This window comes from Clostridium sp. UBA1056 (genome assembly GCA_002316385.1).
Lineage (GTDB): Bacteria > Bacillota > Clostridia > Clostridiales > Clostridiaceae > Clostridium_J.
Genome location: DCDL01000061.1, coordinates 26,367 through 49,499 on the forward strand (window position 1 = coordinate 26,367; position 23,133 = coordinate 49,499).

Sequence of the window (23,133 nt, forward strand, 5' to 3'; positions counted from 1 at the left end):
AGGATAACAGAGGAGAATGTTAGATCTGTTAGACCAGGATATGGATTATCACCTAAGTATTTAGAAAAAATATTAAACCAAAGATTTAAAGATGACTATAAAAAAGGTACACCAATGTCTTTTAATTTTACAAAGTAATATTTTGTGAGTTTAATAATGTATATAAAAGAGGAAGAATATGAATTTTGCAATACGTTGTGATGGTGGAAGCTTAATAGGAATGGGACATGTAATGAGGTGTCTTGTACTAGCTAAGGAATTATCAAAATCCAATAAGGTTTTATTTATATGTAAAAAAGGAGATGGTTATTCCTTTCAGCCTGGTATAGATAAGATTAAAGCTGAAGGGTTTAAGGCTATAGTAGTTAATGAAAAAAACTTTTAGAAGAGATAAAAGTTATAAAGGAAAATAATCACATTGATTGTCTCATAACAGATAGCTATGATGTGGATGAAGATTATTTTAATAAGATATCAGCTATATTTGAGTATACAGTATACATAGATGATATAAACATATGCAAGCTAAATGTTGATTGTATTATAAATCAAAATATAAATGCAAAGGATTTAAATTATAATATTAATCCTAATAGAGAAACTAAGTTACTTTTAGGAACAGAATATTGTATGTTGAGAGAGGAATTTAGAAATAAATATCATAGAAAAATAAATGAAAAAGTAGAAAATATATTTATAACCGTAGGTGGTATGGATAAAGATTATATTTCTTTAAAGTTATTAAATGTAGTAAAAGAGTTTAATATACCTATTCATTTAGCTATAGGTAATGCCTTTGAAGAAAAGTTAGTTGAAGAGCTTGAATGCATCAGAGAAAAATATGAATATATCAACTTATACAAAAATGCTAATATGTCAGAATTGATGAAAAAGTGTGATATAGCTATTTCTACTACAGGATCTACTATATATGAATTGGCAGCAATGAATTTACCTACTATAGGAATAGTTGTTGCTGAAAATCAGCGGCAAATCTGTAGAGAAATGGATAGACGTGGAATAATAATAGGAACCGAAGATTTGATATATACAGATCATAAAGAGTTTAAGGAAATAGCATTGTCACTAATTAATGATAAAGATTTAAGAATAGATATGATGAAAAATCAAAGAAATATTATATCTACTAATGGTGTAGAGAATATTGTTAAAAATATATATTTAGGTAGGTGTTATAAACATTGTGCAGAAAAATAGAATTGGTTAAATCCAGGGAAGATAATTATACATTAAGTGTAGACGGGATGTTTATGCACAGTAAGTATTATCCTTCAAAAGCAGCTAAGGATTTTATTGATGCCAATGAAGAAATATTTATCAATGAAAAAAAAGTATTAATTTATGGTTTAGGATTAGGATATCATATAATTGAATTATTAAAAAGGGTTTCCAGTGATTGTCATATATATATATTTGATATTGATGAGCATGTGATTAGAATAGCTGATGAGTTAGGGGTAATGAAAACTTTAAAACTAGATAAGCGCTGCATACTAATGCTAGGAGAAGAAAAGTTTTATACACAGTTTAAAAATGCTTTATCATGGGCAAAAGATATAATTATATATTCTCCATCAGTAAAGTTATTACCTAATAAATTTATGAATGTAAAAAATTCTTTGGAGGAGTATGTTAACAATCGAAAGGGTTTAAAGAAATTTGGAGATACATTGAATGAAAATTTAAAACATAATGAATCATTTAAATTTAAAACTTTACTAGACTTTTACAAACAAGTGAATATTAAGGATGAAACAGTAATAATTGTATCTGCTGGACCTTCTTTAGATATGAATTTAGAAGAGTTAGCTAAGCTCCAATCTAGAGTTAAAATATTTTCTGTAGGAAGTGCTTTAAGAACATTAATAAAAAATAATATAAATCCATCTATGGTAACCATCATAGATGGGCAAAAAATTGTATATAATCAAATACGTGGCCTTGAAGATTTAAACATACCATTATGTTTTCTAAGTACAGCATCTAGATGGGCTATATCCAATTATAACGGACCTAAGTATATTTTTTATAACGAATCTAATGATAGTGGAATTATAATTAATACTGGTAAAACAGTAGCATTAGCTGCAATAGATATAGCAGTAGAAGGTGGAGCGAAAAATATAGTTTTAGTAGGTCAAGATTTAGCCTTTATAGGAGGTCAAAGCCATACTTATACCTTTGAAGAAAGTTATGGAAAAGAAGATAAAGTACAATTTGGTGAAAAAAGTATATTTCAAGATGTCAAATGTGTTGATGGAAAGATTAGAAAAACTAATAATGAATATCTATATTTCAAAAGGAAAATTGAAAGAGAGATAGAGAATAATCCGCATATTAGATTCATTAATTGTAGTATTGGAGCTGAAATTAGTGGAACTGAAGTAAGTACATTAAAAGATATATTCAATCTATAGTAATAAATATTAAAATTATCGTAATAAATATTAAAATTTATTAAATAAAAAATAATTTATTACGATAATAAAAGAAGAGAGAGTATTACTAGGAAAGCTAGAAATGGAAAAGTAAATGTTAAAAATAAATATTGTAAAACTAAAATTTATATAAGGAGTGATATATATGAGGCTAAATAGAAATATGCAGGCAATGAGGATATATGATGGGTATAGGAAAAATCTAGAAGTTCAATCAAAATCTTATTCAGCTATATCTTCAGGATACAAGATAAATAAGTATATGGATGATCCTAATGCTAAAGCAAAGAGTGATAAACTTAATCTTGAAATTAGGGGACTTGAAATGGCTAGTAGAAATATCCAAGATAGTACAAGCCTTATTCAAACTACAGATAGCAGTATGCAAACCATAACTGAGGGACTTCAAAGAATTAGAGAGTTACTAGTACAAGCCGGTGGAAATAATGGTGACGGAGATAAGTTAGTTATTCAAAACGAAATAGATGAGATGATTAATCATATAACTTACACAGCAAATAGTAGTACTATGAATGGAGTAAAAATGTTAAATGAGGATAATGGCTCTAGAGATACAGTAAGCTTGCTTATTGGGATAACAAGTGAAAGTATAGTAGAACTACCAACTTATAACCTTACAGCTGAAGGGCTAGGACTTGTAGACTCAAATGGAGTAAGTCAAATTAGCACTTCTGATATAGGCAGTGGGCTTGCTAAGATAGATCAGACTATTGATATGGTAAGTGGAGCTAGAAATAAGTATGGAGCTATATGTGTTAGAATGGAATCTACTTACGATTCTTCAGAGGCAATGATAATAAGAGTTCAAGGAGCTGAAGCTAGCATTACAGGAGCAGATATTGCACTGGAAATGGTTGAATACTCTAAAAATTCATTGCTAGTAGAATCAGGTTTATCTATGATGGCTCAAGCTAATCAACTTCCACAGGAAATTCTACAAATATTGAGGGATATATAGAATAATAAGTAAAAAATAAGTAATTTCGTGTAAAAACGTTGAAAAAAATGAAGAAATAGTATATAATTAAGAACATAAAAATTAAATAGGCAAAACTAACTAAAGTTAGTGACGCAAAGCTATAGGGGCTAAGCTTAAAGTATGCCAGCCAGTTGCCAAAGAGTAAACATATCTTTGTTTTTGATATTATAGAAGTGAACAAAATTTTTGTTCAAACTTTTATTGTAATAAAAAGCTACTCTTTTGAGTAGCTTTTTATTATTATACAATACATAACTTTAGAATTTGTTTATATATTTTAATTAAATTTAAATTTATATATAATTATCAATAAAAATAAAATTCAGGTATGTATAGAAAAAAGTCAGAATTAATAAAAAAGAAGGGATTTTAGAGTAAAAGAATTTTAGAATTTCTGTCTACTTATTAAAAGTAAATGTATAATATATAGAAACATGGAGGTAAAATATGATACAGAATGAAGTAAATAGCTTGCTTAAAAGAGCTATGGATGTAACTACACAAGCTAATAAGGCTATTGCAAATAATATTGCAAACGTAAATATGAGAGACTATAAGAGACATTATGTTCCCTTTGAGCAGGTGATGAAAGAATCAAATGCAAGTGGAAATTTGAAAACTACAAATGAGAAACATATGGGAATTGGGAGCAAGGAAGTGCAAATAAAAAGAGATAATAGTACGTCTATGAGAGAAGATGGAAATAATGTGGATATTGAGACAGAAATGACAAGTCAAGCTTCTAATACTATGATGTATGAATCTTTAGTTAGATTTGTAAATGGAAAAATTAATAGTACAAATAGAGTTATAAAAGGAGGAAACTAAAAATGGAAGCATTTAGAGGGATGAGAATCTCATCTAGTGGACTTGCTGCTGAAAGATTAAGGATGGATACGATTTCATCCAATATTGTAAATGCAGGAACTACTAGAGGAAAGGATGGAAAACCATATATAAGAAAAATAGCTGTATTTCAAGAAAACTTAGAACAAGCATATAACAGTAGTAATGGAAAGGCAAAAGATAAGTTAAATGGAATTAAATCAGTAGGTGTTGTAGATGATAAGTCAGAACTTATTAAAGTTTATAACCCAAGTCATCCTGATGCAGATGAAGAAGGGTTTGTGACTATGCCTAATGTGAATATTTCCAATGAAATGGTAGATTTAATGGCTTCGAGTAGAGCCTACGAAGCAAATGTAAATGCTATGAATGCACAAAAAAGTATGTTTTTAAAAACCTTAGAAATAGGTAGATAAAAGAATAGGAGTAATAATTTATGATAAACAGTTACATACCAAGCACAACAATTTTTCAACAAGATCTAAAAGAAATTTATGGATTAAAAGAAAAGGATATTGAGGAGAAGGACTCTTCAAATAGAGCTGGATTTTCAGATATTATGAAAGAAGGGTTACAAAAAGTAAATAATTTGCAAGTAGAGGCGGATAATAACATAAAAGGATATATTGCAGGGGAAAAAAGTATCCATGAAGTAATGTTAGCGACAGAACAAGCATCTATGTCCTTAGAGCTTGCTATTCAGATAAGAAATAAGCTAGTTGATGCTTATAAGGAATTTAATAATATGCAAGTATAATGGAGGTAAGGATTAGATGGAGAAGCTATCGGAGCTGATGAAGAAGATAAAAGATAAGTGGAATTCCATGTCGAAAACTAGAAAGATAGCTTTAGTGATTATTGCAGTGGTGACAGTTTTAGCTGTAGGAACACTACTATATGTATCACTTAAACCAAAGTATGCGGTTTTATTTTCAAATATGGATTCCCAAGACTCAGGAAAGATTATAGCCAATTTAGATGGGAAGGGAACTAAATATAAAATAGAAGGAAATTCAATTTTCGTTGAAGAATCTCAAGTAGATAAATTGAGACTAGAAATGCTATCAGAGGTTCAAATAACAGAAGGAAGTCATGGATTTGAACTTTTTGATCAAGGAAAGATAGGCTCTACAGATGAAGAGTCAAGGGTAATGTATCAAAGAGCACTTTCTGGAGAATTAGAAAGAACTATAAAAGGATTTGAGGAAGTTGAGGCAGCAAAGGTAAATTTAGTTCTACCTAACAATTCAGCCTTTGTGACTAAGCCATCTCCTGCTAGTGCTTCAGTAACATTGAAGTTAGTACCAGGAAGTGAACTTTCACAAGAACAAGTTAAAGCTATTGTACACTTAGTATCAGGTAGCGTAGAAAACTTAAATAAGGAAGACGTTACAATAGTATCAGATGATTTGAAGTTACTAACAGATGGATTATTTGACAGTGAAAATGAAAGTCAATCTACTAGTACAGAAAATCAAATAGCATCAACCAAAAAAGTTGAGAAGGAATATGAAAAGAAAATTTTAAATATCCTAGAGCCAAGCTATAAGGATAATGTAAAAGTAGCTGTAAATGTAGATCTTAACTTTGATGCTGTAAAACAAAATAATGTTACATATAATCCGAAAGATTCAGCAGTAGTAAGTGAGCATATTATTAAAGATAATAATAAGAATGCTGAAAACACTTCAGGGAGCCCTGTAGATAACAATATGACTAATGCTCAAAATTCAGGAGATAATACTAAAGAATCAGGATATTCGGAGGAAACTAGGAATTATAATACTTCTAAAACTGAAGAAACAGTAATAAAATCACCAGGCCAGGTTAAAAGAATCACTACGTCTGTAGTTGTTAATGGAAATGTAGATAATGCCACTAAAAATACTATAAAGAATTTAGTTGCTGATGCCATTGGTTTCAATGAAGAACGAGGTGATGGAATTTCAGTTGAAAGTTTAGCTTTTAATGATGATTATAAAACTCAGGCTGAAGAAGAAATTAAGGCTATGAAAGAAGCAGAAGCAAAATCAAGAAGGAATAAGCTTATTGCTTTAGGTATAGGAGCAGTTATAGCACTTATACTTGTTATTGTACTTATTTCTATACTTATAAGTAAGAAAAAAGAGGAGAATGAAGAGTCAGAAGAAGCTGTGGAAGGATTAGATGTAACTGTGGGGGATCAAACATTAGAAACGGTGGCAGATTTATATAAAGATTTAAATTTAGAAGCAGAAACTGAAAGAGAAAAAGTCATGAAAGAAGTTAAAAAATATGCAGAAAAGAAACCAGAACAGGTAGCTGATATTTTAAAATCATGGATGACTGAAGAAGAAGGGAGATAGTAATGGCTAGAGCAGAAAAATTTACAGGTATTCAAAAAGCAGCAATATTATTTATCTCTTTAGGACCAGATGCATCTGCAGGAATAATAAAAAGATTAAATGAAAGAGATATACAGAAGGTAACTTACGAAATTGCCAATATGGCATCAGTTAGAGCAGAAGACAGACAAGTGGTTTTAGATGAGTTTATGGAATTAAATAAGGCTAAGGATTATATTCTTGAAGGTGGAGTGGAGTATGCTAGAAGCGTTTTATCTAAAGCTTTAGGATCTCAAAAGGCTAGTGATATTTTAGAAATGGTTACAGAATTTTCACAGCAATTTAGACCTTTTTCTATTGCAAGGAAAGCCGATGCAACTCAGCTTATGAATGTAATTTTGGGGGAACATCCTCAGACTATAGCATTAATTTTATGTCATTTGCAGCCTGATAAGGCAGGGCAAATAATGTCCGCTCTTCCTTCTGAATTACAAAGTGAAGTTTCATTTAGAATTGCTACTATGAACAATATATATCCAGTAGTAGTAAAGGAAATTGAAGAAGTATTAAATAGTAAGCTATCCTCAGTGGTTAGTAATGAAAGTAGTGTTATAGGAGGAGTTCAATCTTTAGTTAATATACTTAATCAAGTTGATAGGACTACAGAGAAAAATATTACAGAAGGTCTTGAAAGAGAAGATATGGAACTTGCAGAAAAAGTTAAGGAATCTATGTTTGTCTTTGAAGATATTATCACTATTAATGATGTGGAAATACAAAGAATTTTACGTGAGGTTGATAATAGGGAATTATGTATGGCTCTAAAGGGTACTTCAGAAGAAGTAATAGAGACTATATCAAGAAACCTTTCAAAACGTGCAGCACTTACATTGAAAGAAGATATGGAATTCTTAGGACCTGTAAGACTTGTGGATGTTGAAAAAGCACAACAAAAAATTGTTGCATTAATTAGAAGATTAGATGAAGCTGGGGAAATAACAATTGCAAGAGGTGGAGACTATGCACTCATCTTATAAGATAATCAAAAGTATTAACGTATGTGAAAGTGGAATTAAGGCAATAGATACAGAATTTTATATAGAACCAGCTCCAATAATAGAAGACATACTCAATACAGAGAATACTCAGCCTATGAATATGGAGGAGTACTTAAAGCTAAAGAAAAAGACAGAAGAAATGATTGAAAATGCTCATAGAGAGGCAGAGGATATTATTTCTAATGCAAAGTGTAAAGTAGATGAAATTATATATCAAGCTAAAGAAGATGGATTCAATAAGGGGTATGAAGAAGGACAAAGTATTGGCTATAGAGAAGGTTATGATACGGCTTATGATGAAGGCGTAAAAAAGGGCGAAGGAATAATTGAAAATGCAAATTTTATTCTATATCAAGCTAAGGAAGAGTATGATAAATTTCTTAAATCTAAGGAAATGGATATTAGAGAAATTATTGTGCATGCCGTAGAAAATATGCTTAAAAAAGAATTTGAGAGTAAAGAAGCACTTAATGAATTGCTATTCAATATTCTATCTGAAGAGAGAAACGCCAAAATGATAATTATAAGGGTATCACCTAATTATCTAGAAGAAGTAAAAACTAAAATAGAGGAGTTCAAGCATAGTATAGGCATTAGGGGAGAAATAGTAGTTTTACAAGATAATTATTTGGAATATGGTACCCTAGTTGTTGATAAAGATGATGGGAAAACCACCTTTACTATTGAGAAAAGTATAGAGAAACTAAGGGAAATTCTCATGGAAGCATAGAGGAATATGGTATTATGATTAATTTAAATAAAGAAGGCATTGAAAAAAATATCAATAAAACAAATTTTAATCATATGGAGGGAGTAGTTAAGAATATAATAGGGCTTACCATTGAAGTAAAAGGAGTTAAGGGATTTGTAGGAGAGATTTTCTATATATACAATGAAGAAAACAATTCTATAGTTAGTGAAGTAGTAGGTTTTAAGGATAATAATTTAATTCTTATGCCACTTGGAAATCTAATAGGTATATCACCTGGATGTAGAGTAGAGAGAACAGGAAAGCAACTAAGTATAAAGTGCTCAGATGAGCTTTTAGGAAGAGTATTAGATGGAATTGGTAATCCCTTAGATGAAAAAGGCTTAACCCTTTATAAAAATTACCCATTAGAAGCTATGCCGCCAGATCCATTGAAAAGAAGAAGAATAAAAGAAATTCTTCCAACAGGAGTAAGAGCAATTGATGGATTTCTTACTTGTGGTGAAGGCCAAAGAATTGGTATATTTGCTGGTTCAGGGGTAGGAAAAAGTACTACCCTTGGAATGATTGCTAGGGAGGCGAAAGCTGATGTAAATGTTATATCCCTTATAGGTGAAAGGGGAAGAGAGGTTTTAGATTTTATAGAAAAAGATTTAGGGCCAGAAGGTTTAAAGAAATCTGTAGTAGTATGTGCTACTTCTGATCAGCCAGCTCTTGTAAGACTAAAAGGGGCATTTACAGCTACTGCCATTGCAGAATATTTTAGGGATAAGGGCCTAAAGGTTATTCTTATGATGGACTCAGTAACACGTTTTGCTATGGCACAAAGAGAAATAGGACTTGCTATAGGTGAGCCTCCAGCTACCAAAGGGTATACTCCTTCAGTTTTTGCCATGCTACCAAAACTTCTTGAACGTAGTGGTATGTCTGACAAAGGATCAATTACAGCTTTTTATACTGTACTAGTTGATGGAGATGACTTTAATGAACCAATTGCTGATGCTGTAAGAGGTATTTTAGATGGACATATTGTGTTAAGTCGTGATCTAGCTACTAAAAACCACTATCCGGCCATTGACGTACTTAAAAGTATATCTAGACTTATGCCAGAAATTGCAGAGAAAACTCATATAAAAGCAACATCCCTTGCTAGAGATTTAATGGCATCTTACAAAGAAGCTGAGGACTTAATAAATCTGGGAGCTTATGTAAAGGGTAGCAATTCAAAAATAGATATGGCTATTGAGTATATTGATAGTATAAATGAATTTTTGACTCAAGGAATAAAAGAAGCTTGTGAATTTGAAGAAAGTAAAGATATGCTTATCAATATGTTTAAATAAAGGTGGTGTAGACTTTGGGGCAAAACTATAAGTTTAAATTGCAACGGCTATTAGATATAAGAGAACAGGAAGAAGAAGGCAAAAAAATTGTTTTTATGGAGGCCTTAAGAAATAAAAACAAAGTGGAAGCTGAACTTAAGGATTTAGAGGATAGCTTTGAAAAATATTCAATAGTTACCAATGATATGAACACTACGGAAAGAAAAATTCAGCATCACTATTTAAATCTATTAAACAGTACTATTGGAATTACAAAAGAAAAACTTAAAACTGATGAAGCAAAGGTAGAAAGTACACGAAAAGAATTGGTTACAGCTCAAGTAAATAAAAAAATAGTGAGTATATTAAAAGAAAAAGATAAAGAGAAGTTTATAAAGGAAGAGAATAGAATAGAACAAATTCAAAATGATGAATTTGCACTATATGGATTTTTACGTGAAGGTGGGAGGCGATAAATTTGATGGAAATGACGCAGTTTAGTGTTGGTAATGCACTATATAAAGGAAGTAATATTGGAGAAAAAGTTAAAAATTCCGAGGGAAGCAATACAAAGATAAACGACAATAAATATTTTAATGATGAATTCTCAAAAGAACTTAAAAATTACAGTAAAAGTAATGAAAAGTGTAAAGCTGAAACTAAATCAGTAGCTTCTAAAAAACATAAAATGAACTCTAATAAAGCTGATCAGAATGAAGAATCAAATAAAACTTCAGAAGATATTCAGTCACTAATAAATTATATTATAGATATTTTGAATAAAAAGAATAATGCTGATAATCAATTAAGTTCATCTGATTTTATTAGTGGAGCTGAAGCTGAAGGGAAAATTCAATCTTTATTAGAGCTTTTAGGAAGCCAAGAGAATACAAATAATTTATTAGAATTGTTAAATGAAGTATCCTCAAATAGTGATGCCAAAAATAAGTTTATAGAACTATTGACTTTGATTAATGAAGATTTTACAGAACTGAAAGATAATAAGGAAGTTCTTATGAAATTATTAACATCTGAGAAGGGTATAGAATCGGATGACATAATAAGGCAGCTGCAGGAAATAGTTTTAATGAATGATGATAATAATGGGGACGATTCTTTAAATATACCTACAAGGGTATTAATGGAAGCTGAAGTGACAGATAAAAGTAGTGTAATAGCTGCGACTACAGATGAGAAAGAAAGTAATAGCAAAGATAGTAAGTTTTCAAATGAAACAGCTATTTTAAACAAAGTACTCAATGGTGATGAGAATGATTCGAAGGTTAGAAGAGCCACTGATTTTATGTCATTCTTTGATAATAGTGTGTTAGAGGGTGGAGAAATATCTGGTGAAAAGCCTGTAGCTATTACCAAGAGTAATTTAAATAATGACATAATAAAGGCACTATCCTATATGGATAAGAATGGAGTTAAAGACTTAACTGTAAAGATTTATCCAAAAGAATTAGGGGAGGTTTCTATATCTGTAAGCATGGAGCAAGGTGCATTGAAGGCTATGATTAAAACTACATCAAAGGAAGCTGCAGAGATATTATCTCTAGGACTTAAAGATATAAATGAAAAGTTAAGTGGAAATAACATAAAAATAGAATCAGTAGATATTGGACTATATGAAGAGGACACAACACATTTTGCACGTGAAAATAGGCAGGGAAAAGCTTATGAAGATGGCGGTAAAAATGGAAATGAAGATAGTCATAAAATATCTGGGGTGAGTATTGGCGAAGAGGATGGTATATCAGAATCTAGTAGTACTGGCCACAATGAAATAGATTTATTAGTATAGGGGGATGAGAAAATGGCAGTATCGGTGGATAATAGATCAACTACATCTGGAATTCTTGGAAATGCAACAGCAAATGGTACTCCAATTGTAAAACCAGGATCAGACCTTGATAAGAATGCTTTTTTTAAGATTTTAGCTGCAGAGCTTTCTAACCAAGATCCGACAAAATCACAAGATACTAGTGCATATATAGCGCAGTTAGCACAATTTACAACTCTTGAGCAAATGAGTTCATTAAATAACACAATGACTCTTTCTGCGGCACAAAATTTAACAGGAAAGTTTGTGGCTGTAGATGTTGTAGATTCTAATGGAGTAGCAAAGTGTGGAATAGTAAGAGCTGTATATAAACATGCAGGTGATGTATTTGTAACAGTAGAAGGAGTGGATGGTAAGGTAACAGACTATAATTATAGTCAAGTAACAGATGTTCTTGATTCTGGAGATCCTAACATGGATAATTTAACATTCTCTAACGCCACTACTTTAATAGGAAAAAATGTTACGATAAAAGATACTCCTAGTGGTGAAGGAGAAAAAGAGAAGACTATTGATGGAAAAGTAGTAGAAGTTTACAGAGATGGAGATGGAATTAAATTAAAAGTTGAAGTCCAAGTAGACGGTAAAACAGAAGTAAAAGAGTATCTATTCAATTTAGTTACTTCAGTGAAAAATTAGAATAAAATATTAAATAAATTTATTAAGAAGCGGGGGAATATTACATATGTTAAATTCAATGTATTCAGGAATATCTGGTTTAGGGGCTAATCAAAAAAAGTTAGATGTAATAGGAAATAATGTGGCAAACTCAGGAACAACTTCTTTTAAATCATCTTCAGTTAATTTTCAAGATAGCATGTATCAAAGCTATAGAGGTGCATCAGGACCAGGGTTAAACCTTGGAGGAGTTAACCCTTCTAGAGTTGGTATGGGAGTTTCTATACAAAGTATAGTTACAAATATGAAACAAGGAAGTTTGCAACCAACAGGAAGACCTTATGACGTAGCTATAGATGGAACAGGTTATTTCATAGTAGCTAAGGGACCTGAAAGTGGAACAATAGAAGTTGATCAAAAGCAAAATATGTCATCTAAAACTCTTGAGAATTTCTTTACAAGGGATGGTGCTTTTAAAGTAGACAATCAAGGAAATCTTGTAACTGCTAATGGTTATAGAGTTATGGGATATGCTATTTCATATCCTGGAAAGCCAGGAGATACTACAACTACTCCACCTACTGCTGCAATGCCAACAGGTGAGTCACCAAAATTTGAAAGCGGTAAAACTGTAGCGCAGTACGTAGATGGTGAATCACCAAATTTAAATGCTAATCAAGGAGAGTTAAGACCATTAATAATACCAGAAGTAGTAACTAAGCCTGTACTTAATAAAGATACTGGAGTTTTAGAAGATACTGAAATTAAAGTTACAGGTTTCACTATAGAAAATGATGGATTAATTAAGGCTACACTCGCTGATAGTAGTACTACTATACTTGGACAAGTTGCCATGGCATCTTTTAATAATAATGAAGGACTTGAGCAAACAGGAAATAACTTATATACTCCTTCAGCAAACTCAGGTAATGCACTAGTGAGAGTTGGAAAATATGATACAGTAGCAGGATTACCAGCTGGAAGGGTAGACAATGGAAAAGGATATGGACAGGTTAAGAATGGATTCCTGGAAATGTCAAATGTTGACTTATCTGCTCAATTTACAGATATGATAGTAGCAACACGTTCTTTCCAAGCTTGTGGTAAAATTATCACAACTGCTGATGAAATATTACAAGAGCTTGTAAACTTAAAGAGATAATCATTGGATAAATGAATGGTATTTTACTTAGGCTGAGGAGAATAATTATGTTGTTCTTAGCTTAAGTAAATCTACTATATCATAGGAGGTATAGGAGAAGATGATAGAGGTTAATCCCTTGAATGGAAATAGATTTATTCTTAACAGTAATCACATTGAGAAAATTGAAGAAATCCCAGAGACGGTAATTACTTTAATCAACGGAAGAAAGTATTTAGTTAAAGAAAGTTCTAAAGAAATAGTTGATAAGGTTATAGAGTTTAAGCGAAAATACTGGGCAAATGTACAGTTGGAGGAAAGCAATGAAGAAGAATGATATGTTAACAGCTATAGGTTTTGTGATTGCAATTGTTCTTGTATTTTATGGAATGATAAGTGGAGGATCGTTAAAGTTATTCTTTGATGTACCATCCTTAGCTATAACAGTAGGAGGCTCTTTTGGAGCACTTTTAATGTCCTATCCTTTTAATGAAATTAAAAGATTTATTAAAGTTGCAGCACAGGCCTTTAAAGAAGATACAACATCTAAGATAGACAATATTACACTATTTGTTAGCTTATCCAAAAAGGCTAGAAGAGATGGACTACTTTCTTTAGAAGAGGATATACAAGAGATTAATAATGAATTTGTTAAAAAAGGTTTGAATATGATAGTTGATGGTATTGAACCTGAATCTATAAGAGAAATAATGACTTTAGAAATTAGAGAGCTAGAAAAAAGACATGAAGATGCAGCATCTATGTTTACAACTTGGGGAGCATATGCTCCAGCAATGGGTATGATCGGAACATTAATTGGACTTATACAGATGCTTGCTAACTTATCAGATGCGGATAACTTAGCATCAGGAATGGGTAAGGCACTTATTACAACTTTTTATGGTTCAATGCTTGCAAACTTAGTTGTACTTCCTATAGCAGGAAAACTAAACTATAAAACAGCTCAGGAAGTGAGCCAAATGGAAATGATGATAGAAGGAGTACTTTCTATACAGTCAGGTGTAAACCCAAGGGTAATTGAAGATAAAATGATAGTATATTTATCGCCAGAGGATAGAGTAAAGTATTTAAGCAGTTTTAATCAAGGAGAGTAGGTGAGTAATTATGGCTAAGAGAGAGATAAAGACCGATGGTTGGTTAGCTACTTATGCAGATACTGTTACTTTGCTATTAACTTTCTTTGTTTTACTTTATTCATTATCAACTGTAGACGCACAAAAGTTTCAACAGATAGCTACGGCAATGCATAGCGCTTTTAATGGTAAGGCTGATACTTCTATGCTTGAATTTAATGTTAGTAGTGGTGATGTACCTATAGTTGGAAAACCACAAATTACAGCAGAGGATGCTCAGGAAAATGAAAATTTAGAAATTTTAGAGGATGTTGTAACTTACATTAAAGAAAAGAATTTAGAAGAAGATGTTCAAGTATATAATGATGTAAGAGGAATTAATATACAGATGAAAGATTCAGTGCTTTTTGACACTGGAAAGGCTGAGCTAAGACCAGAGAGTAAAACTGTATTAGATAAGATAAGTGACCTAATAGCAAAGGTAGATAATGATATTATAATTGAAGGACATACAGATAATTTACCGATTAATAGACCAGGTATGCCAAATAACTGGCACTTATCTACTGATAGAGCACTAAGTGTATTAGATTATTTTTTAGGAAATAAGAAAATTTTAAATCCTGAAAGGCTTTCACCACAGGGATGTGGCGAATATAAACCTATAGCTCCTAATGATACTGATGAAAATAGAGCTAAAAATAGAAGGGTTAATATTATAGTTGTAACTAATGTAAAGGAGCAGGAAAATGAACAATAAAAATAATAAAGGAAATGGGTTAGAAAGAGGAAATAGCGGAAGTTCTAAGTCGATTTTAGTTATAGTGACCGTAATAGCAATATTTGCACTTATAAGTGGAGCTGTATTTGTTGGATATACCGTTGCAACAAAACAATCAGGGAAGAGTAGCGGTGGTACTAATCAAGTTAATTTAGTAGAAAAAGAAGCTACTTTAGACTTAAAGGAGTTTTTAGTAAATTTAAGTGATGAAGGAAAAGCTAAATATGTTAAGGTTAACGTATTCTTAGGCTCTGATGGGAAAAACAAAAAATTACAAAAAGAGTTAACAGCAAAAGTTCCGCAAATAAGAGATTGCATAAATAATATTCTAAGAACTAAAAAGTCTACAGACTTCACAACAGAAGGGGAAGCTATATTAAAAGAAGAGATAATTGTAAAAATAAATGAAATGTTAAGTAATGGTAAGGCGATTAATGTTTATTTCACAGATTTAATTGTTCAGTAGGTGACATATGGGTGGTCAGTTAGCCATAACATTATTGAAACTAGCGATATTTTTTCCATTAATTATAGGACTAATTCTTTGGTTAGGAAAGACAGTAGAGAAATATAATTGCATAAATAAGAGATCTACAATGAGAGTAATTGAGAGACTACCTATTGGCAAGGATAACGCTATACTCATTGTAAAGATAAGAGATAAATTTTATTTAGTAACTTCAGCACAAGGCAAAGTAGAAATTGTAAAAGAAGTTGAAGGAGACATTTACAAAGAAAGTGAAATGATTCAATTAAAGAATAGTAGTGAGTTAAAGCAACTTTTTAAGGAAAAGTATCTAAAATGGAGAAAGTAAAACATTATTTTAAGAATAAAGGGATAATACATATGAAAAAAATAGATCTAAAAAAGTTTATTAAACCTATAACACTAATACTATTGGTGTTCTGTGTTATTTCAATTAGTAGTAAGGTAGCTTATGCTAATGGAGATACTATGCCAATTCCAGATATAAATATATCCTTTGGCAATGAAAGCACAAAGACTCCTACTGAATATGTAGACAATATAAAATTATTATTGGTACTAACAGTACTTACAATACTTCCATCATTCCTTATAATGACAACAGGATTTATAAGGATTGTAACAGTACTTTCATTCTTTAAAAGTGCCATAGGAATTACATCTTTACCAAAACAAATAATTATTGGATTGTCCTTATTTTTGACTTTCTTTGTAATGGCACCTACCTTCTCAAAGATTAATGAGGAGGCAGTTCAGCCGTATATAAAAGAAGAAATAACTATGGATGTAGCTATAGATAAGGGTATAAAACCCATGAAAGAATTTATGTTAAAGCAAACTAGAGTAAAAGATTTAGAGCTATTTCTTAAAGCAGGAAAGATAGAAGATGCTGTTAAAGTAGAAACGGATTCAGATGGCAAAGAGAGCTATAATTATGATAATGTTCCAATTTATACAATTGTACCAGCATTTGTTATAAGTGAACTTAGGACAGCCTTTGAAATAGGATTTTTACTATTTATACCATTCATATTGGTGGATATTGTAACTGCAAGTGTACTTATGTCTATGGGAATGTTTATGCTACCACCAGCAATGATTTCACTGCCATTTAAATTACTTTTGTTTGTATTAGTAGATGGATGGAATTTATTAAGTCAATCCTTGATTCTAGGATTTTAGAGAGGTGGTATATTATGACGCAGACTATGGTGGTTGCAATATTACAAGATATGGTAAAAACTGCTTTATTAGTAGCTGGTCCGATATTACTAGTAGCTACGGTAGTGGGACTTTTAATAAGTATATTTCAGGCTACAACTCAAATACAAGAGCAAACCTTAACTTTTGTACCTAAACTAGTGGCTGTAGCTTTAGTTGGAGTAATTATGGCCACTTTTATGGGAAATACAATTATAGGTTTTACTCAAAGAATATTTTCGATAATTTCTAATATAGGAGCTTAGGTGGGATAACGTTGGTAGATATTTTAATGTTCATAGCTTTTTTAATGATATTTATGAGGATAACATCCTTACTTTTTACAATACCAGCATTTTTCCCCACAGGAACACCAAACATAGTGAAGATTGGTTTGGGATTTATTATATCCATGATTTTATCTCCAGTAATTAGTACTGAAGCATTGCCAGAAATAGATAGTATGTTTGTTTTAATAATGCTTATGGGTAAAGAGATAATTATTGGAGTATGTCTAGGATATATAGTAAATTTAATGTTTAGTGTTGTACAGATGGCAGGGCAACTTATAGATTTTTCCATGGGTTTTTCTATGATGAGTCTATTTGATCCAGTTGCAGGAGAAAGCATATCAGTAATGGGAAGGTTAATGTACTGGATTTGTCTTGTAGTATTTATGCTAGTCGATGGACATCTTATTTTAATACAGTGTCTTATAGATAGCTTTACATCAGTACCTATAGGAACTATAGTCTTTAATAAAGAAATTTTAGGATACATTATTCAAGTTGTATTTGAATTTTTTACTATAGGTATTAAAATTGCAGTGCCAATAATGCTTATAATACTTATAACTGAAATTGTATTAGGCTTAGTGTCAAGGGTTATGCCTCAGCTTAATGCGATGATGCTAGGAATGCCAATTAAGATTTTTGTTGGTCTTACAACATTTGTAATTTCTATTCCTTTAGTTATGAAAATTATAGCTTCAAATTTTGATGCTATTAAAGATATATTTTCACAAATATTCACCATGATGCCATTTATACTAATTTCGGCGTCTAATGATAGTGGAGATAAGACAGAAAAACCTACACCTAAAAAGCTTCAAGATGCAAAGAAAAAAGGTCAGGTGGCAAAAAGTAAAGAACTATCTTCTGCATTAACTCTTTTAGCAGCCACGTTAGTTATAGCTATTTTAAGTGGCTTTCTATTAAACACTTTAAGAGGTAGTATGAAAATGTATCTAAGTAGCTACTTGAATTTTCAATTAAATCAAGAGAGTATAGTAGGATTACTAATAAAAATTCTAATTGATATTTTTAAAATATTTATACCAGTGGCAGTACCTATTATGTTGATAGGAGTAATTGGAAATGTAATGCAAATAGGATTTATACATACTACAGATCCATTAAAACCTCAATTTAGTAAATTAAACCCTATAAATGGATTTAAAAGAATGTTTTCTATAAGATCCTTAGTAGATTTAGTTAAAAATTTATGTATTGTTTCTATTGTAGGGTATATAGGATATAAGTTTGTTATAGACAATTATTACAGTCTTTTAAACTTTGGAAACTATAGAACAGGAATAATACTTACAGAATTAGCTGGTTTAATAATTGATGTTTTTGTTAAGGTTGGTATAGCACTATTAATAATAGGATGTATAGATTTCTTATATCAAAAATTTCAACATAATAAAGATTTAAAAATGACTAAACAAGAGATAAAGGAAGAGTATAAACAACAAGAAGGAGACCCTGTAGTTAAGGGTAAGAGAAGACAAAAGCAAAGGGAAATGGCCATGAGAAGGATGATGCAATCAGTACCAGATGCTACTGTTGTAATTACAAACCCAACTCATATAGCGGTGGCTTTAAAGTATGAAGAGAATAGTGGAAAAGCACCTATAGTTGTTGCAAAGGGTAGTGATAGCGTAGCATTAAAAATTAAGGAAAAGGCCATTGAAAATAATGTACCAATTATAGAAAATAAACCATTAGCTAGACTCATGTTTAAAGAAGTGGAGTTAGATAAAGAAGTTCCATTTGATATGTATAAAGCAGTGGCAGAGATATTAGTATTAGTTTATAAAATGAAGAAATAACGTAAAAAGGATGATAATTATGCTTAAAGATAAGGGATTTAGTATTAAGAATAACTTAGATATAGTAATAGCATTTGGGGTAATTCTTATTGTACTAATGATAATTATACCATTGCCACCATGGATACTTGATATTTTCTTTGCCATTAATATTTCAATATCTATAGTTATAATGTTACTTACAATGTTTACTACAAATGTATTACAATTATCAGTATTTCCAACCTTGTTACTTGTAACTACTCTATTCAGGTTAGCGCTAAATGTATCTTCTACTAGACTTATTCTAGGACAAGCAGATGCAGGAAAGATAGTACAAGCATTTGGAGAATTCGTAATTGGTGGTAACTACTTTGTAGGAATAATAATATTTTTAATTATTGTTATTATACAATTCTTAGTTATAACTAGTGGTGCTGGAAGAGTATCTGAGGTTTCTGCAAGATTTACCTTAGATGCAATGCCAGGAAAGCAAATGAGTATAGATGCAGATTTAAATGCAGGAATTATTACAGAGGATGAAGCTAGAAAGAAAAGGCTTGACCTTCAAAGGGAAGCAGATTTTTATGGAGCTATGGATGGAGCATCTAAATTTGTAAAAGGAGATGCTATTGCTGGTATTATTATTACTATAATTAATATTATAGGTGGACTTATAGTAGGATCAGTGATGATGGATATGACTATTGGTGAGGCTGCTGCTAAGTTTACACAGCTTACCATAGGAGATGGGCTTGTAAGTCAATTACCTGCACTATTAATATCTACAGCTTCAGGTATATTAGTTACTCGTTCAGGAAGTGATGAAAACTTTGGATCACAGGTTTCATCACAGTTAACAGCATTTCCGATAGTTATAGCCATAGCAGCTCTAGTACTATTTATACTTGGAGTAATCCCAGGTATGCCTACATCAGTATTCTTTGCACTATCAGTAGCTGCTGGCACAAGTGCTTATATGATGTATAAGGATGAGAAGAAACAAGTTCAGGAAAAGATAGAAATAGAAGAGAAAGAGATTGTAGAGAGCGAGAGCAGAGAACCAGAAAATGTAATGAATTTAATTTCAGTAGAACCTTTAGAAGTGGAGATAGGCTATGGACTTATTCCTATGGCTGATGAATCTTCTGGAGGAGATTTATTACAGAGAATCTCATCTGTAAGAAGACAATGTGCTATTGAGATGGGAATTGTAGTTCAACCTATTAGAATTAGGGATAATCTACAAATTAAAAATAATGAATATGTAATAAAGATAAGAGGAACGGTTATAGCTAGAGCGGATATAATGCCAAGCATGTTCTTATGTATGAATCCTTCTGGGGAAGATATAAATATGCAGGGTATAAAGGCTATAGAACCTACCTTTGGAATAGAAGCTCTTTGGATAAATAAAGATCAAAGAGAAGATGCTGAGATAAAGGGCTTAACAGTGGTAGACCCAACTACAGTTATGGTTACCCATCTTACAGAAACTATAAAAGCTCATTGTCATGAACTCCTTGGTCGTCAAGAAACTAAGGTAATTTTAGACTCAGTAAAGGAAAAATATCCTACAGTTGTAGAAGAGCTTGTACCAGACCTTATGACTATAGGAGAAATTCAAAAGGTTTTACAAAGTCTTTTAAGAGAAAAAGTTTCTATAAAAGATATGGTTACTATTTTAGAATGTCTTGCAGATAATTCACGGAATACAAAGGATATAGAAATGCTAACTGAATATGTAAGATTTTCATTAAGTAGAACTATATGTAATGACTTAGTGGATGAAGAACATAGGATTACAGCAGTAACTATATCTCCAGATATAGAGAAAATAATAGGAAGTAATATTCAAAAATCTATGCAGGGATCATTCCCAGCAATAAATCCGGATATTACAACTGAAATATTCAATAGTATTAAGGCGATGCTAGAAAGTACACATTTCCCAACTAATATACCTATAATTCTAGTTTCACCAAGAATTAGACCAGCTTTTAGAAAACTTATAGAAATGGTATTTCCAAACATTGTGGTGTTATCATTAAATGAAATACCTAATGATGTAGAGATAAGAACTGAAGGAGTTGTATCTATCTAATGATTATAAAAAAATATGTAGCTTCTAACATGAAAGAAGCATTAAGCAAGATAGGTAAAGAGCTGGGCAAGGATGCTGTAATTATAAGTCAAAGAGCCAGAAGAAAGCCAGGAATTAAAGGATTATTTTCACCTAAAGTAGTGGAGATAACAGCTGCTGTTGAATCTAGGTCTAACAATTTAGGTTATGATGATGAAGAAATAAATAAGCAAGATAATTTTGAAGTAGAAACAGTAAAAAATAGCGACCTAGATTTAAAGCAAGAAGTTGAAACTATAAAGAACATTCTTAATTCCTATTTTAACCCTCAAGATGAAAACTTGATAAATGAGGAAGTTAAATTAGGAAAAGTGAATAAAAATAATCAAGAAGAAAATGGAGAGATTAGCTTTTATTTCAAAGAGGTTGAAGAGAAACTTAAGGAATTAGATATATCTAAGGATATAGTAGAAGAATTAATAGGAAATGTTAAATTAAATGGTAAAGAAATATCTTCAATTGATGAAATTATGAATGAAATCAAAGAGGAACTTAGTAATAGTATAAAAATAGATTTAAGTGAAATAGAGGGAACTGTAGCCCTAGTAGGCCCTACAGGAGTAGGAAAAACTACGACTATAGCAAAATTAGCTGGAAATTTAGCACTTGTAAAAAAGAAAAAAGTAGGTTTAATAACTGTAGATACTTATAGAATAGGAGCAGTAGAGCAATTAAAGACCTATGCAGATATTATGGACATAGATTTTAAAGTGGTATTTTCATTAGCGGAGATGGAAGAAGCAATAAGTTCAATGAAAGATTGTGATGTAGTTCTTTTAGATACTACTGGTAGAAGTAGTAAAAATACTATGCAAGTATTAGAGCTAAAGGCTTTTATTGAAAAAGCAGAGGTGAACAGTACATATTTAGTAATCAGTGCTACCACTAAGAGCGGCGATATAGATATCATAGCTAAAGGATTTTCTAATATAAAATATAATGGACTAATACTTACTAAGCTAGACGAGACCTCATCCTATGGCTCCATATTAAATGTATGTAGAAGAACTCAGGTTCCTATTAAATTTGTTACACTAGGGCAGAATGTACCAGATGATATAAAAGTACTAGCAGAAGATGAAATAATAAAATTAGTATTAGGGGAAAATAGTATATGTTAGACCAAGCTGCAAGATTAAGGCAAATGGTATTTGAGAAACAGAAAAATACTAGAAAAAGTAATAGAAACACTAAGATTTTTACTATAACTTCCGGTAAGGGGGGAGTAGGTAAAAGTAATATGGTAATTAATTTAGCCATTGCTCTTAAAAAATTAGGCAAAAAAGTTTTGGTACTAGATGCAGATTTGGGTATGGGAAATGCAGACGTTTTAATAGGTACTGTATCTAGGTATACAATATTTGACATGATATTAAATAATAAGTCAATTAATGATGTAGTAATAAATGGTCCTTTAGGAATAAAAATTCTATGTGGAGGTACAGGCCTTTCTAGATTAGATGACTTAACTAAGGAACAAAGAGAAATTTTAATTAATAAATTAGGGGAAATCATAGATTTTGACTACATATTAATTGATACAGGAGCTGGAATAAATAGAACTGTTATGGCCTTTATAGAATGTAGTCATGAAGTTTTTATTGTAACAACCCCAGAACCAACAGCATTAACTGATGCATATAGCTTATTAAAAACCTTATGGATCCATAATGTAAAAAGTAGTGCTAAAGTTATTGTAAATAAAGTTTTAAGTGCTGAAGAGGGAAATAATACTTTTAATAGGTTTAACAGTTCGGCAAATAGATTTCTAGGAGCTAGCTTAGTTCACTTAGGAAACGTGGCGGAAGATAAAAGATTAATACAAGCTGTAAGAATGCAAAAGCCTGTTGTATTATCATTCCCTACAAGTGAAGTAAGTAAAAATATTGAAGATATTGCAAAGAAATTAGAGGGTACAAGTTATAGTAGCAGCAATAGCATTCAAGGTATATTTAAAAAAATGCTTAATATTTTTTCATAGGAGGAGAGCATGAAAGTTAATAATATAATGGG

The 23,133-nt window shown here is 31.2% G+C and carries 26 protein-coding genes and 1 riboswitch; all 26 genes read left to right on the forward strand.

Annotated features, from left to right (window positions below):
* Positions 1-178 precede the first annotated feature (178 nt).
* The 26 genes from B3W71_RS17260 to B3W71_RS17385 all read left to right on the forward strand — a co-directional run bounded on the left by B3W71_RS17260 (position 179) and on the right by B3W71_RS17385 (position 23,101).
* Positions 179-385: a hypothetical protein gene (locus B3W71_RS17260; protein WP_346890177.1), complete on the forward strand. Its 207-nt coding sequence runs from the start codon at positions 179-181 to the stop codon at positions 383-385.
* Positions 386-447: 62 nt separating this feature from the next.
* Positions 448-1,218, forward strand: a complete 771-nt coding sequence (locus B3W71_RS17265; RefSeq protein WP_346890178.1) for a PseG/SpsG family protein — start codon at positions 448-450, stop codon at positions 1,216-1,218.
* Complete coding sequence (locus B3W71_RS17270) at positions 1,203-2,438, forward strand: motility associated factor glycosyltransferase family protein (protein ID WP_346890179.1); 1,236 nt, start codon at positions 1,203-1,205, stop codon at positions 2,436-2,438. Before B3W71_RS17265 ends, B3W71_RS17270 begins: the two co-directional genes overlap by 16 nt.
* Positions 2,439-2,604: 166 nt before the next feature.
* Positions 2,605-3,438 carry a flagellin gene (locus tag B3W71_RS17275; RefSeq protein WP_346890180.1) on the forward strand — a complete coding sequence of 278 codons (834 nt, stop codon included), beginning with the start codon at positions 2,605-2,607 and terminating at the stop codon, positions 3,436-3,438.
* Between the two features lie 78 nt (positions 3,439-3,516).
* Positions 3,517-3,598, forward strand: a riboswitch (cyclic di-GMP riboswitch).
* A 308-nt stretch (positions 3,599-3,906) separates the two neighbouring features.
* Positions 3,907-4,287, forward strand: a complete 381-nt coding sequence (gene flgB, locus B3W71_RS17280) for a flagellar basal body rod protein FlgB (protein ID WP_346890181.1) — start codon at positions 3,907-3,909, stop codon at positions 4,285-4,287.
* Between the two features lie 2 nt (positions 4,288-4,289).
* Positions 4,290-4,721, forward strand: a complete 432-nt coding sequence (gene flgC / locus B3W71_RS17285) for a flagellar basal body rod protein FlgC (RefSeq protein WP_346890182.1) — start codon at positions 4,290-4,292, stop codon at positions 4,719-4,721.
* A gap of 20 nt (positions 4,722-4,741) precedes the next feature.
* Positions 4,742-5,062, forward strand: a complete 321-nt coding sequence (gene fliE, locus B3W71_RS17290; protein WP_346890183.1) for a flagellar hook-basal body complex protein FliE — start codon at positions 4,742-4,744, stop codon at positions 5,060-5,062.
* 16 nt (positions 5,063-5,078) lie between these two features.
* Positions 5,079-6,650, forward strand: coding sequence for a flagellar basal-body MS-ring/collar protein FliF (gene fliF / locus B3W71_RS17295; protein WP_346890184.1), 1,572 nt, complete (start codon positions 5,079-5,081; stop codon positions 6,648-6,650).
* 2 nt (positions 6,651-6,652) lie between these two features.
* The gene (fliG, locus tag B3W71_RS17300; protein WP_346890185.1) at positions 6,653-7,666 is read left to right on the forward strand and encodes a flagellar motor switch protein FliG; all 1,014 of its coding nucleotides are present in this window, start codon (positions 6,653-6,655) and stop codon (positions 7,664-7,666) included.
* Positions 7,650-8,417 (forward strand): FliH/SctL family protein, encoded by a 768-nt coding sequence (locus B3W71_RS17305; RefSeq protein WP_346890186.1) that lies wholly within the window; start codon positions 7,650-7,652, stop codon positions 8,415-8,417. Before fliG ends, B3W71_RS17305 begins: the two co-directional genes overlap by 17 nt.
* Before the next feature lie 14 nt (positions 8,418-8,431).
* Positions 8,432-9,739, forward strand: coding sequence for a flagellar protein export ATPase FliI (gene fliI, locus B3W71_RS17310; protein WP_346890187.1), 1,308 nt, complete (start codon positions 8,432-8,434; stop codon positions 9,737-9,739).
* 14 nt (positions 9,740-9,753) lie between these two features.
* On the forward strand, positions 9,754-10,194 hold the full coding sequence (fliJ, locus tag B3W71_RS17315) for a flagellar export protein FliJ (RefSeq protein WP_346890188.1): 441 nt from the start codon (positions 9,754-9,756) through the stop codon (positions 10,192-10,194).
* Between the two features lie 5 nt (positions 10,195-10,199).
* On the forward strand, positions 10,200-11,525 hold the full coding sequence (locus B3W71_RS17320) for a flagellar hook-length control protein FliK (protein ID WP_346890336.1): 1,326 nt from the start codon (positions 10,200-10,202) through the stop codon (positions 11,523-11,525).
* A gap of 12 nt (positions 11,526-11,537) precedes the next feature.
* Positions 11,538-12,203 carry a flagellar hook assembly protein FlgD gene (locus B3W71_RS17325; protein ID WP_346890189.1) on the forward strand — a complete coding sequence of 222 codons (666 nt, stop codon included), beginning with the start codon at positions 11,538-11,540 and terminating at the stop codon, positions 12,201-12,203.
* A gap of 46 nt (positions 12,204-12,249) precedes the next feature.
* A complete protein-coding gene (locus B3W71_RS17330) occupies positions 12,250-13,344 on the forward strand; it encodes a flagellar hook-basal body complex protein (protein ID WP_346890190.1) in 1,095 nt (364 codons plus the stop codon).
* A gap of 100 nt (positions 13,345-13,444) precedes the next feature.
* Entirely contained in the window at positions 13,445-13,660 is a 216-nt protein-coding gene (locus B3W71_RS17335) for a flagellar FlbD family protein (RefSeq protein WP_346890191.1), read from the forward strand.
* Positions 13,647-14,438, forward strand: coding sequence for a motility protein A (locus B3W71_RS17340; protein ID WP_346890192.1), 792 nt, complete (start codon positions 13,647-13,649; stop codon positions 14,436-14,438). The genes B3W71_RS17335 and B3W71_RS17340 overlap by 14 nt, the downstream gene beginning before the upstream one ends.
* A gap of 10 nt (positions 14,439-14,448) precedes the next feature.
* Positions 14,449-15,177, forward strand: a complete 729-nt coding sequence (locus tag B3W71_RS17345; protein ID WP_346890193.1) for an OmpA family protein — start codon at positions 14,449-14,451, stop codon at positions 15,175-15,177.
* Complete coding sequence (locus B3W71_RS17350; protein WP_346890194.1) at positions 15,167-15,664, forward strand: flagellar basal body-associated FliL family protein; 498 nt, start codon at positions 15,167-15,169, stop codon at positions 15,662-15,664. The genes B3W71_RS17345 and B3W71_RS17350 overlap by 11 nt, the downstream gene beginning before the upstream one ends.
* Positions 15,665-15,671: 7 nt before the next feature.
* Entirely contained in the window at positions 15,672-16,013 is a 342-nt protein-coding gene (locus tag B3W71_RS17355) for a flagellar biosynthetic protein FliO (protein ID WP_346890195.1), read from the forward strand.
* A 32-nt stretch (positions 16,014-16,045) separates the two neighbouring features.
* Entirely contained in the window at positions 16,046-16,867 is an 822-nt protein-coding gene (gene fliP / locus B3W71_RS17360) for a flagellar type III secretion system pore protein FliP (protein WP_346890196.1), read from the forward strand.
* Between the two features lie 14 nt (positions 16,868-16,881).
* Positions 16,882-17,151: a flagellar biosynthesis protein FliQ gene (gene fliQ, locus B3W71_RS17365; RefSeq protein ID WP_346890197.1), complete on the forward strand. Its 270-nt coding sequence runs from the start codon at positions 16,882-16,884 to the stop codon at positions 17,149-17,151.
* An 11-nt stretch (positions 17,152-17,162) separates the two neighbouring features.
* Positions 17,163-18,998 carry a fused FliR family export protein/FlhB family type III secretion system protein gene (locus B3W71_RS17370; protein ID WP_346890198.1) on the forward strand — a complete coding sequence of 612 codons (1,836 nt, stop codon included), beginning with the start codon at positions 17,163-17,165 and terminating at the stop codon, positions 18,996-18,998.
* A gap of 19 nt (positions 18,999-19,017) precedes the next feature.
* Positions 19,018-21,081: a flagellar biosynthesis protein FlhA gene (gene flhA / locus B3W71_RS17375; RefSeq protein WP_346890199.1), complete on the forward strand. Its 2,064-nt coding sequence runs from the start codon at positions 19,018-19,020 to the stop codon at positions 21,079-21,081.
* Positions 21,081-22,241, forward strand: coding sequence for a flagellar biosynthesis protein FlhF (gene flhF / locus B3W71_RS17380; RefSeq protein ID WP_346890200.1), 1,161 nt, complete (start codon positions 21,081-21,083; stop codon positions 22,239-22,241). The genes flhA and flhF overlap by 1 nt, the downstream gene beginning before the upstream one ends.
* The gene (locus B3W71_RS17385) at positions 22,235-23,101 is read left to right on the forward strand and encodes a MinD/ParA family protein (RefSeq protein WP_346890201.1); all 867 of its coding nucleotides are present in this window, start codon (positions 22,235-22,237) and stop codon (positions 23,099-23,101) included. The genes flhF and B3W71_RS17385 overlap by 7 nt, the downstream gene beginning before the upstream one ends.
* The last annotated feature ends 32 nt before the right edge of the window (positions 23,102-23,133 follow it).

Excerpts from the sequence above, each read along its gene's own strand:
- B3W71_RS17260 (WP_346890177.1), top strand. The coding sequence starts at position 179 with ATGAATTTTGCAATACGTTGTGATGGTGGAAGCTTAATAGGAATGGGA.
- B3W71_RS17275 (WP_346890180.1), top strand. The coding sequence starts at position 2,605 with ATGAGGCTAAATAGAAATATGCAGGCAATGAGGATATATGATGGGTAT.
- flgB (WP_346890181.1), top strand. The coding sequence starts at position 3,907 with ATGATACAGAATGAAGTAAATAGCTTGCTTAAAAGAGCTATGGATGTA.
- flgC (WP_346890182.1), top strand. The coding sequence starts at position 4,290 with ATGGAAGCATTTAGAGGGATGAGAATCTCATCTAGTGGACTTGCTGCT.
- fliE (WP_346890183.1), top strand. The coding sequence starts at position 4,742 with ATGATAAACAGTTACATACCAAGCACAACAATTTTTCAACAAGATCTA.
- fliF (WP_346890184.1), top strand. The coding sequence starts at position 5,079 with ATGGAGAAGCTATCGGAGCTGATGAAGAAGATAAAAGATAAGTGGAAT.
- fliG (WP_346890185.1), top strand. The coding sequence starts at position 6,653 with ATGGCTAGAGCAGAAAAATTTACAGGTATTCAAAAAGCAGCAATATTA.
- B3W71_RS17305 (WP_346890186.1), top strand. The coding sequence starts at position 7,650 with ATGCACTCATCTTATAAGATAATCAAAAGTATTAACGTATGTGAAAGT.
- fliI (WP_346890187.1), top strand. The coding sequence starts at position 8,432 with ATGATTAATTTAAATAAAGAAGGCATTGAAAAAAATATCAATAAAACA.
- B3W71_RS17320 (WP_346890336.1), top strand. The coding sequence starts at position 10,200 with ATGGAAATGACGCAGTTTAGTGTTGGTAATGCACTATATAAAGGAAGT.
- B3W71_RS17325 (WP_346890189.1), top strand. The coding sequence starts at position 11,538 with ATGGCAGTATCGGTGGATAATAGATCAACTACATCTGGAATTCTTGGA.
- B3W71_RS17330 (WP_346890190.1), top strand. The coding sequence starts at position 12,250 with ATGTTAAATTCAATGTATTCAGGAATATCTGGTTTAGGGGCTAATCAA.
- B3W71_RS17335 (WP_346890191.1), top strand. The coding sequence starts at position 13,445 with ATGATAGAGGTTAATCCCTTGAATGGAAATAGATTTATTCTTAACAGT.
- B3W71_RS17340 (WP_346890192.1), top strand. The coding sequence starts at position 13,647 with ATGAAGAAGAATGATATGTTAACAGCTATAGGTTTTGTGATTGCAATT.
- B3W71_RS17345 (WP_346890193.1), top strand. The coding sequence starts at position 14,449 with ATGGCTAAGAGAGAGATAAAGACCGATGGTTGGTTAGCTACTTATGCA.
- B3W71_RS17350 (WP_346890194.1), top strand. The coding sequence starts at position 15,167 with ATGAACAATAAAAATAATAAAGGAAATGGGTTAGAAAGAGGAAATAGC.
- B3W71_RS17355 (WP_346890195.1), top strand. The coding sequence starts at position 15,672 with ATGGGTGGTCAGTTAGCCATAACATTATTGAAACTAGCGATATTTTTT.
- fliP (WP_346890196.1), top strand. The coding sequence starts at position 16,046 with ATGAAAAAAATAGATCTAAAAAAGTTTATTAAACCTATAACACTAATA.
- fliQ (WP_346890197.1), top strand. The coding sequence starts at position 16,882 with ATGACGCAGACTATGGTGGTTGCAATATTACAAGATATGGTAAAAACT.
- flhA (WP_346890199.1), top strand. The coding sequence starts at position 19,018 with ATGCTTAAAGATAAGGGATTTAGTATTAAGAATAACTTAGATATAGTA.
- flhF (WP_346890200.1), top strand. The coding sequence starts at position 21,081 with ATGATTATAAAAAAATATGTAGCTTCTAACATGAAAGAAGCATTAAGC.
- B3W71_RS17385 (WP_346890201.1), top strand. The coding sequence starts at position 22,235 with ATGTTAGACCAAGCTGCAAGATTAAGGCAAATGGTATTTGAGAAACAG.